The organism is Mycobacteriales bacterium (assembly GCA_040902655.1).
GTDB lineage: Bacteria > Actinomycetota > Actinomycetes > Mycobacteriales > SCTD01 > SCTD01.
Window position 1 is genome coordinate 80817 of the sequence record JBBDWV010000014.1, and the last position, 14759, is coordinate 95575.

Below are 14759 nucleotides of genomic sequence, written 5' to 3' on the forward strand. Positions count from 1 at the left end.
GCTCGCGAGGTTAGCGGGCGCGCGCCGAGGTGCCGACGAGCCGGACGCCGAGCCGGGCCACGGTCTCCTCGTCGACCCCGAGCGACATGGCCAGCCCGTGCGGCCCGCCGTAGTCCCTGTCGACGGCGTCGAGGAAGCTCTCCATCGACGAGGCGACCGGGGTGATGTCGGCGACCGAGACGCCGGCCAGGCCGGGACCGTAGGCGTCGGTCGCGGCGAGTCTGCCGAGGATCTGCTCGGCCCGCTCCGCACTGCGGACGTAATCGGCGACCACCGCGTCACGGGTCACACCGACCAGGGACAGGGCCAACGCGACCACCACGCCGGTGCGGTCCTTGCCGGCCGCACAGTGCACGACGGCGGTGCCGATGGAGGGCTCGGCGAGCACGCGCAGCGCCCGGGCGACGTTGGCGCCGGCCTCGGTGACGTAGCCGACGTAGTGCCCGGCGAGGTCGTTCGGTGTCTTCTGCCGACGGCGCGGGGGGAGCACCGGCAGCGCCCTCGCCGCGACCGCGTCCTCGAGGGCGCGCTCCACCTCGGCCTCGTCCGGCTCGCCGTCCCACTCGGGAATCAGCGAGAGATGGTGGTGCACCAGGCCGGCCCCCGCGAGCGGACCAGGTCCGGTCAGGTGCAGCTCGCCGGTGCTGCGCAGGTCCACGACGGTACGCAGGTGCAGCCCGTGCACCAGGCGCGCGACGTCGGCTTCGCTGAGGTCCTGCAGGTTGTCCGCGCGCAGCAGGACGCCGTCGCGGGTGGTACGTCCGTCGATGGTCGGCAGTCCGCCGAGGTCGCGCACGTTGACGGCCCCGTCGAGGTCGATCCAGCCCATCAGAGCCCCAGCTCGCGGGCGATCAGCATGAGCTGGACCTCGCTGGTCCCCTCACCGATCTCGAGGATCTTGCTGTCCCGGTAGTGCCGCGCGACCGGGTAGTCGTTCATGAATCCGTAGCCCCCATGGATCTGCGTGGCGTCGCGGGCGTTGTCCATCGCCGCCTCGCTGCTGATCAGCTTCGCGATGGCAGCCTCCTTCTTGAACGGCAGACCGGCCTGCATCCTCGCTGCCGCGTCGTAGTAGGCGGTGCGGGCGACGTGTACCCGCGCCTCCATCCGGGCGATCTTGAAGGCGATCGCCTGGTGCTGCCCGATCGGCCGGCCGAAGGCCTCGCGCTGCTGGGCGTACCGCACGCTCTCGTCGACACAGCCCTGCGCCGCACCGACCGCCAGCGCGCTGATGGCGATGCGCCCCTCGTCCAGGATGTGCAGGAAGTTGGCATAGCCGCGGCCGCGCTCGCCGAGCAGGTTCTCCTCTGGGACCCGCACGTCCACGAAGGTCAGCGGGTGGGTGTCGGAGGCGTTCCAGCCGACCTTGTCGTAGGCCGGCTCGGCCGTGAAGCCCTGGACCGGCACCGGCACCAGGATGGTGCTGATCTCCTTCCTGCCGGTGGACGTCCGGCCGGTCACGGCGGTGACGGTGACCAGCGTCGTGACCTCCGTGCCGGAGTTGGTGATGAACGCCTTGCTGCCGTTGATCACCCACTGCCCCTCCTCGAGCCGGGCGGTGGTGCGGGTGCCGCCCGCGTCGCTGCCCGCTCCCGGCTCGGTGAGGCCGAACGCGCCCAGCGCCTGCCCCGAGCAGAGCGACGGCAGCCACTGCTGCTTCTGCTCCTCGGTGCCGAAGCGGTAGATCGGCATCGCACCGAGCGAGCAGCCGGCCTCCAGCGTGATCGCGACGCTCTGGTCGACCCGCGCCAGTTCCTCGATCACCAGACACAACGCGAAGTAGTCGCCGCCCATCCCGCCGTACTCCTCGGGAAAGGGCAGTCCGAACAGGCCCATCTCGCCCATCGCACGCACCACGGCGTACGGGAAGGTCCTGCTCGCGTCGTGGTGCGCGGCCACCGGCGCGACGACCTCGCGGGCGAACGCCTCGACCGTCTTGCGGAGCGACTGCTGCTCCTCGGTCAGTCGGGTGTCCAGCACGGCGCTCCTCCGCTCGACAGGTGGGGGACCATCGTCCCATGCGGAGCCGTCGCCACACACCGGGCTAGGCTGACCGGATGACCGGACCTGCCGCCGGATGAGCCTCGTCTCGTCGCTCGTCGACCGCTTCCGCGTGCTGTTCAGCGAGTTGGCGAAGTTCGGCACGGTCGGCTTCGTCAGCCTGCTGGTCGACCTGGCGATCTTCAACCTGATCCTGCACCTGGCGCCGGACAAGCCGTTGACCGCGAAGGTCTGCTCGACGGTCGTCTCGGCGACCAATGCCTTCGTGCTCAACCGCATCTGGTCGTTCAGGCACCGCGAGCGCACCACCCTGCGCCGGGAGTACAGCCTGTTCGTCGTGCTGAACGGGATCGGCCTCGGCATCGCGCTGCTGTGCCTGGCCATCTCGCACTACGCGCTCGGCTTCGAGTCCCGGCTGGCCGACAACATCGCCGCCAACGGGGTCGGCCTGGTGCTCGGGACGACGTTTCGCTTCTGGAGCTATCGCAGGTTCGTCTGGGCAGCGCCGACAGAGGTCGAGGAGGCCGCCGCCGACGGCGACCCGGCCGCGGCGGCGGTGCTCGAGGAGTTGCACGAGGGGCGGCTGCACCGGTAGCTCAGGTGCGCACCGACGCCGGTGTGCCGCCGCGTGCTGTACCGCCGTCCCGCGTCGTACGGTTCCGCCGTGGCGATCCTCGTCGACCCGGCGGTGTGGCCGTGGCGGGGGCAGCTCTGGTCGCACCTGGTCAGCGACGTCTCCTACGACGAACTGCATGCCTTCGCCGCTGACCTGGGCGTTCCACGGCGCGCCTTCCAGGGTGACCACTACGACATCCCCGCGTCGCTGCGTGGACACGCGCTCGCCCTCGGCGCCGAGCCCGTGAGGGCTCGCGAGCTGCTGACGCGGCTCAAGGCGGCGGGGCTGCGCCGAGGCGGGCCAGCTCGTCGTGCAGGTTCCGCCGCGCCACTGCGTCCCACCGCCGATGCGCCCGCTCCCCCGTGAACAGACGCGGCCGCGCCGCCAGCCGGCCCAGCACCGCCACCCGGCCGCTCCGGAAGGCCCCGTCGTCGAGGTGGACGTACTCCCGCCGGACCGCCTCCGCATAGGCCCGGTAGCGGGCGGGGGGCGAGGCCAGGACGGCCAGGTCGGCGTCGCACAGCAGCGCACCGGAGTCGTCGCCCGCAGCCGGGTCGTGGGTGGCCGTCAGCAGCACCAGCCGGACGACCTCCGCGACGTCCTCGGCCGCCAGCCCGAGCCGTCCCAGCACCGTCGCTGCCAGCCCGGCACTGCGCTCCTCGTTGTCGGTCCGGGTCGGGTCGTAGACCGCGTCGTGCCAGTACGCGGCACACAGCACCGGTGCGGGCGCCGCCACGCCGGCGGTCGAGGACTGCAGCGCCTCCAGCACCTCCGACAGGTGCCGCCGGTCGTGGTAGCGGCGGTGTGGTTCGGCGTAGCGCGCCAGCAGGGCCCGGCCCTGCTGGCGCACCTCGGGACTGTCGCCGAGCAGGTCGGTCCACGGTTGCAGCAGCAGGTCGTCCACCGGCTCATCGTGGCGCCTGGGGCAGCCGGTCGGCCTACGCGCCCCCCAGATCCGGCACCGTGAGGGTGCCGTCCTCGGCCAGCGGGAAGCCCGGATTGTGCGCGATCTCCCAGACGTGGCCGTCCGGGTCGCGGAAACAGCCTGCGTAGCCGCCGTAGAAGGTCTCGGCGGCCGGTCTGGTGACGGTGGCGCCTGCGGCGGCCGCCTCGGACAGCACCTCGTCGACCTGCTGTCTGGAGCGCACGTTGTGCGCAAGGGCGACGCCGCCGAAGCGCGAGCCCTGCTCGTCCTCGACCCCCGCGTCGCGCGCGAGGCTGTCCCGCGCCCAGAGGACCAGCGCGAGACCGCCGACCTGGAAGAACACGGTCTGCTGGACCTCCTGGCCGCGCCAGCCCAGCCGCTCGTAGAAGGACCGGGCGCGGGCGAGGTCGGTGGTGCCGAGCGTGACCATGCTGACGCGCTGCTCCATGGGGGGACGGTAGTGCCAGCGGTCCTGCTGCCGGGCGCGCTGCGGAACCCAGCGGAGGCCGACACCAAGATCTTCGGAACATCCACAGGGCCAGGCTCCTGTGGATGTTCCGAAGATCTTGCTCGGGCGGGGCGGCACCGCTGGACACCCACGACCAGGTGCCGTCACCTGCGGCGGCGGTAGCGGTCCTGCTGCCGGCTCAGCCGGCGCCGAGCCCGTCCAGGGCGCGGGAGATCGCGGGGTCGTCCGGCTCGACCTTCGGGCGGAACCGCGCGACGGCCTCCCCCGACGGCGACAGCAGCCACTTCTCGAAGTTCCACTGCACGTCGCCCGCGACGCCGTCGGCGTCCGGCACCGCGATGAGCGTGTCGAACAGCGGCGCCCGGTCGGGGCCGTTCACGTCCGTCTTGGCCAGCAGCGGGAAGCTCACGCCGTACGTCGCCGAGCAGAACTGCTCGATCTCCTCGGCGCTCCCCGGCTCCTGACCCTTGAACTGGTTGCACGGCACGCCGATCACGACGAGGTCCTCGCGCTGCGCGTGCAGCGCCTGAAGTCCGGTGTACTGCGGGGTGAGGCCGCACTTCGACGCGACGTTGACGATCAGCGCCGCCTTGCCACCGGTGAGGGCGCCGAGGCTGGTGCGTTCGCCGGACAGGGTCTCGACCTGGAGATCGTGCAGGGACAAGGTGGTTCTCCTTCTGGCTGGAGCGGGGTCTTCGCTGGCTAGAGCGGGGTGAGACGGGTACGGGGACCGGCGCGCAGGACCTGGGACGGCAGGGCGCGGCCGACCAGGCGCTCGGCCTCGCGGGCGGCACCGAGCAGCGCGTCGAGGTCGACGCCGGTGTCGACGCCCATGTCCTCGACCATGTGGACGAGGTCCTCGGTGCAGACGTTGCCGGTCGCGCCCGGCGCGTAGGGGCAGCCACCGAGACCGCCCACGGAGGCGTCGAAGTCGACGACGCCGAGCTGCAGGGCGGCGAGCACGTTGGCCAGCCCGGTGCCGCGGGTGTTGTGGAAGTGCAGGTTCAACTCGACGTCCGGGAAGCGCATCCGGGTCTCCCCCACGAGCGCGGTGACCCGACCCGGGGTCGCCATGCCGGTCGTGTCGCCGTACGACAGCCCGTCCGCGCCGTCGGCGAGCGCGCGACCGGCGACAGCGAGCACCCGCTCGACCGGGACCTCGCCCTCGTACGGACAGCCGAAGGCGGTCGCGACGACGATCTGGCAGCTTGCCCCCACGGCGTGCGCGGCCGCTACCGACTCGGCGATGTCGTCGAGCGACTGCTCCGTCGTCCGGTTGAGGTTCTTGCCGTTGTGGGTGTCCGAGGCCGACACGACGACCTCGATCTCCTGGAAGCCCGCCTCGAGCGCCCGCTGCGCACCGCGCAGGTTCGGCACCAGCGCCGAGTAGCGCACGGAGGCCGCCTTCTCGACGGCAGCCCACACCTGCGCCGCGTCGGCCATCGACGGGATCGCCTTCGGGTGCACGAAGGAAACCGCCTCGATGCGGCCGACGCCGGTGCCCGACAGCGCATCGATGAGCGCGACCTTGCTCGCGGTCGGCACGGGCGCCTCGTTCTGCAGCCCGTCGCGCGGGCCGACCTCACGCAGGCTGATGCGCTCCGGGAGGTCGCTCATACCTCGACGCTAGTACGGCGCACCCGGTGCAGAGCGGTCGGGCAGGTGCCGGATCACCGGCTGCGGCGTAGCGTCCGGCGCATGATCCGGCGGCACGCCATCTCTCTCGCCCCGCAGGGCGGACCGGCCCCCCAAGGATCCGGCAGGTCCCGATGAGGCTCCTCGTCCCCCTCGGGCTGGCAGGTGTCCTGCTGGCCGGCTGCAGCGACCAGACGCCGACAGCGCCACCGGAACCGTCCGCCACGCCCCCATCCCCCGCCGGCACGCCGGCCGCTGCCTCGCCCTCGGCTCCTGCCGCGGCACAGGCCCGCGCCGTCTACTGGCTCGGCGCCTCCAAGGAGCCGCGCGGGCCCCGGCTCTACCGGGAGTTCGTCCGTCGCCCGGCCGGCCCGGATCCCGTACGCGATGCGCTGGAGACGATGTTCGGCTCCGAGCCGAAGGACCCGGACTACACCTCGTTGTGGGCCGAGGGGACGACCGTGCGGGACGTGCGCCGGGACGGCACGACGGCGGTCGTCGACCTGTCCCGCGAGGCGCTGCAGAGCGGCGGAGGGTCGGGCTTCGAGGGGGCGAGCATCCAGCAGCTCGTGCACACGGTGACCGCGGCGGACCCCGACGTCCGGGCGGTGCAGTTGCTGGTGGACGGCGAGCGCGTCGAGACCCTTTGGGGCCACGCCGATCTGACGAAACCGGTCTCGCGGGCGCCGGCGGCCGAGGTGCTCGGTCCGGTGTGGCTCGACGTCGAGGAGGGCGGCACGATCCGCGGCGACTTCGGCGGCACCGCAACTGTCTTCGAGGCAACTGTCTCCTGGGAGTTCCGGCAGGGCGACCGCGTCGTGCAGGAGGGTTTCAGCACCGCCTCGGAGGGCGCACCGGGCCGCGGTGACTGGACCGGCACCGCCGACGTGCCGCCGGGCGACTACGAGCTGTGGGCGTACGAGAGCTCGGCCAGGGACGGGTCGGTCACCTGGCTGGACACCAAGCGGGTGACCGTCAGCTGACCGGTCGCAGGTGCACGACGTCGCCCACCGCATAGGTCGTTCCGTCGACGACCAGCCGCCCGGCCTCGTCGACCGCCTCGGCGGTTCCCTCGACCGCACGGTCGCCCGGCAGCTCGATCCGCACCCGCCGGCCGATCGTGCTGCACCGCTCGCGGTAGCCGGCCCGCGCCGCTCCCGGGTCGGCCAGCACGCCGGTCAGCGCGCGCAGGACTGCGCGCAGGACGGTGTCCCGGTCGGTGCTGCGCGCGCCGGCCAGCCGCAGCGACGTCGCCCCGTCGTGCGGCAACTCCTCCTGCGCCGTCGTGACGTTCAGCCCGATGCCGAGAACGGCGGCGCCCGGCTCGGGCACCTCCACCAACACCCCGCAGACCTTGCGCCCGGCCAGCGGGGCACCCGCCCCCGGCCCCAGCACCACGTCGTTCGGCCACTTCAGGACAGCGTCGATCCCGGCCCGCTCGCGCAGCGCGGTGGCGACGGCCAGGCCGGTCCACAGCGGCAGCCACGACCACTGAGCCGCCGGCAGGTCCGGACGCACCAGCACGCTGAAGGTCAACCCGGCCCGCGGCGGCGAGAGCCAGCTGCGGTCGAGCCGGCCCCGGCCGGCCGTCTGCGCCTCGGCCACGACGACCAGCCCGCCCGGCTCACCCGCCCGGACCCGCTCGGCGGCGACCGCGTTGGTGGAGGCCGCCTCCTGCAGCAGGAGCAGCCGCCAGCCGTCCGGCTCCAGCGCCCGGGACAGCGCCCGGGGGTGCAGCGGCGGGCGATCCAGGTCGCCGTACGGAGAGGGGGCAGGCACCCGTGCAGCCTGCCCCGCCAGGCCCCTCGATAGCCTCGTGGGGTGAGCGCCGAACCTTCCCCCGTACCGACCGAGGACGACCTGCCGCCCGACGCCGACCTGCACACCACGGCCGGCAAGCTGGCCGAGCTGCGCCGCCGGAACACCGCGGCGCTGCACGCCGGGAGCGAGAAGGCGCTGGAGAAGCGGCGCAGCCTCGGCAAGCGCACTGCGCGCGAGCGGATCGAGCTGTTCCTGGACGAGAGCTCCTTCGTCGAGACCGACGCGCTGACCCGGCACCGCGCCCGCGACTTCGGCCTGGAGAACAACCGGCCGATGGGTGACGGGGTCATCACCGGCTACGGCACGGTGGACGGCCGGCCGGTGTGCGTGTTCAGCCAGGACGCGACCGTCTTCGGCGGGGCGCTCGGCGAGGTCTACGGCGAGAAGATCGTCAAGGTGATGGATCTCGCACTCCGGAACGGCTGTCCCCTCGTCGGGCTCAACGAGGGCTCCGGCGCCCGGATCCAGGAGGGGATCATGGGGCTGGCGCTCTACGGCGACATCTTCTACCGCAACGTGATGGCCTCCGGCGTCGTGCCGCAGATCAGCCTGATCCTCGGCAACTGCGCCGGCGGTCACGTCTACAGCCCCGCGCTCACCGACTTCAACCTCATGGTCGACCAGAACAGCGCGATGATGATCACCGGCCCGGACGTCATCAAGACCGTGACCGGCGAGGACATCTCGATCGAGGACCTCGGCGGCGCGCGGGCGCACAACAGCAGGTCCGGCGTCGCACACTTCATGAGCGCGGACGAGGACGAGGCGCTCGGGCTGGCCAAGCTGCTGCTCGGTTACCTGCCGTCGAACAACCTCGAGACCGCCCCGCTGTTCGACGCGCCCGATGCGCTGGACGAGGAGCCGCTGCTCGAGCTGGACACGGTCATCCCGGACAGCAACAACGCGCCGTACGACATGAAGCACGTGATCGAGGCGGTGCTCGACGACGGCGACTTCCTCGAGGTGCAGGCGCTCTGGGCGCAGTCGATGGTCTGCGGCTTCGGCCGGATCGAGGGCCGCAGCGTCGGTGTCGTCGCCAACAACCCGATGCACTTCGCCGGCACCCTCGACATCGACGCCTCCGAGAAGGCGGCCCGGTTCGTGCGCACCTGCGACGCGTTCAACGTGCCGGTGCTGACCTTCTGCGACGTGCCCGGCTTCCTGCCGGGCGTCGGCCAGGAACACGCCGGCATCATCCGGCGCGGCGCCAAGCTGCTCTACGCCTACTCCGAGGCCACGGTCCCGCTGGTCACGGTCATCACCCGGAAGGCGTACGGCGGCGCGTACGTCGTGATGGGCTCCAAGCACCTGGGCGCCGACATCAACCTGGCCTGGCCGACCGCGCAGGTCGCGGTCGTCGGCGCGCAGGGTGCGGTGAACATCATCAAGCGCAAGGAGATCGCGGCCGCGGCCGACCCGGACGAGGCCCGGGCCCGGTTCATCACCGAGTACGAGGACACCTTCGCGACGCCCTACATCGCGGCCGAGCGCGGCTTCGTCGACGCCGTGATCGAGCCGTCCGCGACCCGCCGCGAGGTGGCGAAGGCGCTGCGGCTGCTGCAGACCAAGCGCCAGACGCTGCCGCCGAAGAAGCACGGGAACATCCCGCTGTGACCGGACGTCATGCTGACCCTTCCGCAGAGCTCTCCTCTGAGCAGGACGCAACGGCGACGGCCCACTCCTTGCGTCCTGCTCCCCCCACAGGGGACCTCTCCTCTCAGCAGGACGCAACGGCGGGGGGGCGGCCGCTGCTGACCGTGGTCCGCGGGGAGCCGACACCCGAGCAGCTGGCCGCCCTTCTCGTCGTCGTCGGGGCCCGCGCCACCGCCGTCACCGCGGCCGGCGATGCGCCGCCGGCCCGCCCGCTGTGGGGCCGCCCGCTCCTGCGCAGCCCGCTGCACCCCGCCCCCGGCGCCTGGCGCGCCTCCGCCCTTCCCCGCTAGGAGCAACGACTCGTGCGCAAGGTCCTGATCGCCAACCGCGGTGAGATCGCCGTCCGGGTCGCCCGCGCCTGCCGCGACGCCGGGCTGCAGTCGGTCGCGGTGTACGCCGAGCCCGACCTCGACGCGCTGCACGTACGCGTGGCCGACGAGGCCTTCGCGCTGGGCGGCAGCACGCCGGGCGACTCGTACCTGCGGATCGACAAGGTGATCCAGGCGCTGCACGACTCCGGTGCCGACGCGGTCCATCCCGGCTACGGCTTCCTGTCGGAGAATGCCGAGTTCGCGCAGGCGGTCATCGATGCGGGCGTCACCTGGATCGGCCCGTCCCCCGAGGCGATTGCCGCGCTCGGCGACAAGACGACGGCGCGGCACATCGCGCTGAAGATCGGCGCTCCGCTCGCGCCCGGGACCGCCGACCCGGTCAAGGGCGTCGACGAGGTGCTCGCCTTCGTCGAGGAGCACGGGCTGCCGGTGGCGATCAAGGCTGCGTTCGGTGGCGGCGGCCGCGGGCTGAAGATCGCCCGCACCCACGAGGAGATCCCCGAGCTGTACGAATCAGCCGTCCGCGAGGCGGTGGCTGCCTTCGGGCGCGGCGAGTGCTTCGTCGAGCGCTACCTGGACAAGCCGCGGCACGTCGAGACGCAGGTGCTCGCGGACATGCACGGCAACGTCGTGGTGGTCAGCACGCGCGACTGCTCGCTGCAGCGGCGCTACCAGAAGGTCGTGGAGGAGGCGCCCGCGCCGTTCCTGTCCACGGAGCAGCAGGCGCAGCTCTACCAGGCGTCCAAGGACATCATCCGGGAGGCGAAGTACGTCGGTGCGGGCACCTGCGAATTCCTCGTCGCGCAGGACGGCCTGATCAGCTTTCTGGAGGTCAACACCCGCCTGCAGGTCGAGCACCCGGTGACCGAAGAGGTCGCCGGCATCGACCTGGTGCGTGAGCAGTTCCGGATCGCCGACGGTCTCGAGCTCACCTTCTCCGACCCCGAACCGCGCGGCCACTCCTTCGAGTTCCGCATCAACGGTGAGGACCCCGGCCGGGGCTTCCTCCCGGCACCGGGCGCGGTCACCGTGTTCGTCGCCCCGAGCGGCCCGGGCGTACGGGTGGACTCCGGCGTCGCGTCCGGCTCGGTCGTCGGCGGGGCCTTCGACTCGCTGCTGGCGAAGCTGATCGTGACCGGCGCGACCCGACAGGAGGCGCTGGAGCGCAGCCGCCGCGCCCTCGACGAGCTGCAGGTCGAGGGCATGGCGACGCTGATCCCGTTCCACCGCAAGGTGGTCCGGGACCCGGCGTTCACGAGCGAGCCGTTCACCGTGCACAACCGCTGGATCGAGACCGAGTTCGACAACGACCTGCCGCCGTTCACGGGTGGCGCCGAGGCACCGGAGCAGGAGCCGCGGGAGAAGGTGGTCGTCGAGGTCGGCGGCCGACGCCTGGAGGTCTGCCTGCCGGCGGGGCTCGGCGCCTCGGCCGGGGGCCGCGCGAAGAAAGCCGCCCCGCGGCGGTCGGCGAGCAGGGCCGGTGCCGCTGCGGCGTCCGGGGACTCACTGACGTCGCCGATGCAGGGCACCATCGTCAAGGTGGCCGTGGAGGACGGGGCCCTGGTCGAGGCCGGTGACCTGGTCGTCGTGCTGGAGGCGATGAAGATGGAGCAGCCCATCAACGCGCACAAGGCGGGCACGGTCAGCGGGCTGCGTGCCGCGGTCGGCGAGGTCGTCACCAGCGGCGCCGCGCTCTGCGAGATCAAGGACTGAGCGACGCCGCCCGCCTACGGCAGGTCGACCAGCACCTTGCCCGGCGTGTTGGCCTGCACGGCGTCGTGCGCCGCGGCGATCTCGGCGAGCGGGAAGCGGGTCGTGGGCAGGCCGGGCAGGTCACCGGCGGCAACAGCCGACGAGACGCCGGCCACCGCGGCGTCGAGCGCAGCGTCGGCCAGGCCGTAGAGGAGCACGAACTGCAGGGTCAGGTTGGCGACCATCAGCGGCCGGACGGAGGTGTGCAGCTCGTCGTCGGCGTAGGTCGACACGACCGCCCGCGGGGCGACGACGGCCAGGTCGAGCGCGAGGTTCGCGCCGAGGGCCACCTCGACGATCCGGTCGATCCCCTCGGGCGCGGCAGCCCGTACCTGCCCCGCGGCGTCCGCCGCGCGGTAGTCCACGACCGCGTGTGCGCCCGCGGCCCGGGCCAGCTCGGCCTTGGCCGGCGTGCTGGTCGTCGCGACCACCTGCGCACCGGCCCGCCGGGCCAGCGCGACGGCGGCGTTGCCGACCGCCCCGGCCCCGCCGGCGACGAGTACGGAACGACCGGAGAGCGGACCGTCGGCGAACAGGCAGTGCCAGGCCGTCACCGCGGGCACGCCCAGACCGGCTCCGGCGTCGAAGGAGACCTCGTCGGGCAGCCGGACGGCCTGCCGCTCCGGGACGACCGTCCACTGGGCGGCGCTGCCCCACTGCCGGCCGCGGGCGGCCGCGAACCACACCCAGACCCGTTCTCCGAGCCGTCCCGTGTCGACACCCGGGCCCACCGCGTCGACCTCACCGGCGCCGTCCTGACCCGGGATCTGGAAGTCGGCGGTGGGCGCGGTACCGGAGCGGATCTTCCAGTCGGTCGGATTGACGCCGGCGACGCGCAGGCGGACCCGGACCTCCCCCGGACCCGGCTCGGGGGTGGCGACCTCCTCGACCGTGAGGACGTCGGAGGCTCCGGTGCTGCGGTAGGTGGCGGCGAGCATGAGCACAGCCTCACATGTCCCGGGCTCACCTGTCTCGGGCCCCCGGTCAGGGGGCTGCGGCCGGCAGCAGACGGGTCTACTCCTCGTGCAGCATCAGCTGCCGGGCCGCCTCGGTGACCGAGCCGGACAACGACGGGTAGATCGCGAAGGTGTGCGCGATCTGGTCCGCGGTCAGCCCGTGCTGCACGGCCAGCGAGATCGGCATGATCAGCTCGCTGGCGTTCGGCCCGACGACGACGCCACCGAGCACGGTCCCGGAGCCCGGGCGGCAGAAGAACTTCACGAAGCCGTCGGTGATGCCCTGCATCTTGGCCCGCGCGTTGGTGGCCAGCGGCAGCATCACGCTCTGCGCCATCACGGCGCCGGATTCGACCTGCGTCTGCGTCACCCCGACGGAGGCGACCTGCGGGTCGGTGAAGACGTTGGCCGAGACCGTGCCGAGGCGCAGCGGAGCGACCGCCTCGCCGAGCGCGTGCCACATCGCGATGCGGCCCTGCATCGCCGCGACGGACGCGAGCATCAGGACCCCTGTGCAGTCACCGGCGGCGTAGACACCGGGGACGGTGGTGCGCGAGACCCGGTCGACCTGCACGAAGCCGCTGTCGGTGAGCGCGACGCCCGCCTCCTCCAGCCCCATGTCGGCGGTGTTGGGCACCGAGCCCACCGTCATCAACGCGTGCGACCCCTCGACCGTGGTCCCGTCGGTGAGATGTACGACGACGCCGTCGCCGGTGCGCTCGACCCGGGCCGCGCGGCCGCGGTGGACGTTCATGCCGCGGCGCTCGAAGACCGTCTGCAACAGCTCGGCGGCATCGACGTCCTCGCCCGGCAGCACCCTGTCCCGGCTGGAGACGAGCGTCACCCGTGAGCCCACGGCGAGATAGGCGTTGGCGAACTCCGCGCCGGTGACACCGGAGCCGATGACCACCAGGTGTTCGGGCAGCTCCGGGAGGTCGTACAGCTGACGCCAGTCGAGGACCCGCTCACCGTCGGGCTCCGCGCCCGGGACGACCCGTGGGTGGGCGCCGGTGGCCATGAGCACGACGTCGGCGGCGAGCTCGGAGCGGTGCCCGTCGGAGGCGGTGACCTCGACCAGCGAGGCGCCGTGGAGGCGGGCCGCACCGTGCACGACGGCCACCCCCTCGCGGGTCAGCCGGCGGGTGATGTCGGCCGACTGGGCCAGCGCGAGGGCCTTGACCCGCGCGTTGACCTCGTCGACGGCGGTCAGCACGTCACCCACGGCCTTGACGCCCACCCGGTCCGCCTGCGAGAAGGCGGTCATCGCCTCGCTGGTGGCGATGAAGGTCTTGGAGGGGACGCAGTCGGACAGGACGCACTGGCCGCCGACGCCGTCCCGGTCGACCAGCGTCACGGCGGCGCCGAGCTGCACGGCTACCAGCGCCGCCTCGTAGCCGGCCGGTCCTCCACCGATGATGGCGATGCGTGTCATGAGACCATTGTCCCGCACGCCGCTGCAGCGGGGGGATGCGCAGGGACCTCGGGAGCGGGCGTGCACCGGCCACCGACTGCGGGAGATGCCATGATTCGCCTCCGCTGCACCGTCCTGGCCGCCGCTGCGGTCACCGCCCTCGCCGGCTGCGGCAGCGGTGACGACCCCACCATTCAGCCGCCTCCGCCCGGAGCCGCCGGCGACACCGTCTCCGCGGCGCTGGTCGGCGCCGACGGCAGTGAGCAGGGGACGGTGGAGATGGAGTTCACCGCCGACGGCGCCGTCCTCACGGTGCAGGCCACCGGACTCCCCCCGGGCCTGCACGGCCTGCACGTGCACAAGACCGGGACCTGCGAGCCGGACAGTACGGACCCGGCGGCACCGGACAAGCGCGGCGCATTCCTGTCGGCCGGTGGCCACCTGGCCGCCGACGGCCAGACGCACGGCGACCACGACGGCGACCTGCCGAGCCTGCTCGTGCGGGCGGACGGGAGCGCCCGGCTCGTCGTGGCCAGCGACCGGTTGACGCGGGAGAACGTGCTGGACGCCGACGGGAGCGCAGTGATGGTGCACGCGGAGGCCGACAACTTCGGCAACGTGCCGGACCGCTATGTCGCGCAGCCCGACGAGACGACGACCAAGACCGGCGACGCCGGCGCCCGGCTGGCCTGCGCGGCACTGACCGGCTGAGCCGGCTGGCTAGTCTCTGCCGCATGGCGCTCTACGCGGCGTACGGCAGCAACCTCGATCCCGAGCAGATGCTCCGTCGCTGCCCCCACTCCCCGGTCGCCGGCACCGGCTGGCTGGAGGGCTGGCGGCTCACCTTCGGCGGCGAGGACCTCGGCTGGGAGGGATCCCTCGCCACCCTCGTCGAGGCCTTCGGTGAGCACGTCTTCGTCGGCCTCTACGACATGACCGACGGGGACGCCGAGCAGCTCGACGCCTGGGAGGGCGCCGACACCGGGCTCTACCGCAAGATCCGCATCCGGGCGCAGACGCTGGAGGGCGAACGACTGGCCTGGGTCTACGTGCTGGACGGGTACGAAGGCGGCCTGCCGTCGGCCCGCTACCTCGGTGTGCTGGCGGACGCGGCGGAGGCCGCGGGCGCCCCGGACGACTACGTCCGAGAGCTGCGCACCCGCCCCTGCCGGTCCTCCGGCCCCTGAC

17 protein-coding genes are annotated in these 14759 nt (G+C 72.8%); 8 read left to right on the forward strand and 9 right to left on the reverse strand.

What is annotated here, in order from left to right:
• Positions 1–10: 10 nt before the first annotated feature.
• Together WD794_03365 and WD794_03370 are read right to left on the reverse strand one after the other, a co-directional pair.
• Positions 11–829, reverse strand: a complete 819-nt coding sequence (locus WD794_03365) for a tyrosine-protein phosphatase (protein MEX2289348.1) — start codon at positions 827–829, stop codon at positions 11–13.
• Positions 829–1980 (reverse strand): acyl-CoA dehydrogenase family protein, encoded by a 1152-nt coding sequence (locus WD794_03370; protein ID MEX2289349.1) that lies wholly within the window; start codon positions 1978–1980, stop codon positions 829–831. The genes WD794_03365 and WD794_03370 overlap by 1 nt, the downstream gene beginning before the upstream one ends.
• A 97-nt stretch (positions 1981–2077) precedes the next feature.
• Between WD794_03370 and WD794_03375 the strand changes: the two genes are divergently transcribed.
• Together WD794_03375 and WD794_03380 are read left to right on the forward strand one after the other, a co-directional pair.
• Entirely contained in the window at positions 2078–2596 is a 519-nt protein-coding gene (locus WD794_03375; GenBank protein ID MEX2289350.1) for a GtrA family protein, read from the forward strand.
• Positions 2597–2689: 93 nt separating this feature from the next.
• Positions 2690–2983, forward strand: a complete 294-nt coding sequence (locus WD794_03380; GenBank protein MEX2289351.1) for a DUF4031 domain-containing protein — start codon at positions 2690–2692, stop codon at positions 2981–2983.
• On the opposite strand, the gene WD794_03385 is transcribed toward WD794_03380, so the two are convergent.
• From WD794_03385 to WD794_03400, 4 genes are all read right to left on the reverse strand, one after another.
• The gene (locus tag WD794_03385; GenBank protein MEX2289352.1) at positions 2889–3521 is read right to left on the reverse strand and encodes a metal-dependent phosphohydrolase; all 633 of its coding nucleotides are present in this window, start codon (positions 3519–3521) and stop codon (positions 2889–2891) included. The two genes, WD794_03380 and WD794_03385, sit on opposite strands and share 95 nt — an antisense overlap.
• A gap of 34 nt (positions 3522–3555) precedes the next feature.
• Positions 3556–3990 carry a VOC family protein gene (locus WD794_03390; protein MEX2289353.1) on the reverse strand — a complete coding sequence of 145 codons (435 nt, stop codon included), beginning with the start codon at positions 3988–3990 and terminating at the stop codon, positions 3556–3558.
• Positions 3991–4189: 199 nt separating this feature from the next.
• On the reverse strand, positions 4190–4675 hold the full coding sequence (locus WD794_03395; GenBank protein MEX2289354.1) for a glutathione peroxidase: 486 nt from the start codon (positions 4673–4675) through the stop codon (positions 4190–4192).
• A 38-nt stretch (positions 4676–4713) separates the two neighbouring features.
• Positions 4714–5628, reverse strand: coding sequence for a hydroxymethylglutaryl-CoA lyase (locus WD794_03400; GenBank protein MEX2289355.1), 915 nt, complete (start codon positions 5626–5628; stop codon positions 4714–4716).
• 152 nt (positions 5629–5780) lie between these two features.
• On the opposite strand from WD794_03400, the gene WD794_03405 reads away from it, so the two are divergent.
• Complete coding sequence (locus WD794_03405; protein ID MEX2289356.1) at positions 5781–6629, forward strand: Gmad2 immunoglobulin-like domain-containing protein; 849 nt, start codon at positions 5781–5783, stop codon at positions 6627–6629.
• Here WD794_03405 and WD794_03410 read toward each other — a convergent pair.
• Positions 6622–7425, reverse strand: coding sequence for a biotin--[acetyl-CoA-carboxylase] ligase (locus WD794_03410; protein MEX2289357.1), 804 nt, complete (start codon positions 7423–7425; stop codon positions 6622–6624). The genes WD794_03405 and WD794_03410 overlap by 8 nt on opposite strands.
• Positions 7426–7467: 42 nt before the next feature.
• Between WD794_03410 and WD794_03415 the strand changes: the two genes are divergently transcribed.
• From WD794_03415 to WD794_03425, 3 genes are all read left to right on the forward strand, one after another.
• Positions 7468–9081, forward strand: a complete 1614-nt coding sequence (locus WD794_03415) for an acyl-CoA carboxylase subunit beta (protein MEX2289358.1) — start codon at positions 7468–7470, stop codon at positions 9079–9081.
• Positions 9082–9224: 143 nt separating this feature from the next.
• Positions 9225–9410, forward strand: a complete 186-nt coding sequence (locus WD794_03420) for an acyl-CoA carboxylase subunit epsilon (protein ID MEX2289359.1) — start codon at positions 9225–9227, stop codon at positions 9408–9410.
• Positions 9411–9422: 12 nt separating this feature from the next.
• Complete coding sequence (locus WD794_03425; GenBank protein MEX2289360.1) at positions 9423–11165, forward strand: biotin carboxylase N-terminal domain-containing protein; 1743 nt, start codon at positions 9423–9425, stop codon at positions 11163–11165.
• 14 nt (positions 11166–11179) lie between these two features.
• Here the strand turns inward: WD794_03425 and WD794_03430 are convergent, their stop codons facing one another.
• Together WD794_03430 and WD794_03435 are read right to left on the reverse strand one after the other, a co-directional pair.
• Positions 11180–12142, reverse strand: a complete 963-nt coding sequence (locus tag WD794_03430; protein ID MEX2289361.1) for an NADPH:quinone reductase — start codon at positions 12140–12142, stop codon at positions 11180–11182.
• A 76-nt stretch (positions 12143–12218) separates the two neighbouring features.
• Positions 12219–13592 carry an NAD(P)H-quinone dehydrogenase gene (locus WD794_03435; GenBank protein MEX2289362.1) on the reverse strand — a complete coding sequence of 458 codons (1374 nt, stop codon included), beginning with the start codon at positions 13590–13592 and terminating at the stop codon, positions 12219–12221.
• Positions 13593–13682: 90 nt separating this feature from the next.
• Between WD794_03435 and WD794_03440 the strand changes: the two genes are divergently transcribed.
• Complete coding sequence (locus WD794_03440) at positions 13683–14282, forward strand: superoxide dismutase family protein (protein ID MEX2289363.1); 600 nt, start codon at positions 13683–13685, stop codon at positions 14280–14282.
• 23 nt (positions 14283–14305) lie between these two features.
• On the forward strand, positions 14306–14758 hold the full coding sequence (locus WD794_03445; protein ID MEX2289364.1) for a gamma-glutamylcyclotransferase family protein: 453 nt from the start codon (positions 14306–14308) through the stop codon (positions 14756–14758).
• The last annotated feature ends 1 nt before the right edge of the window (position 14759 follow it).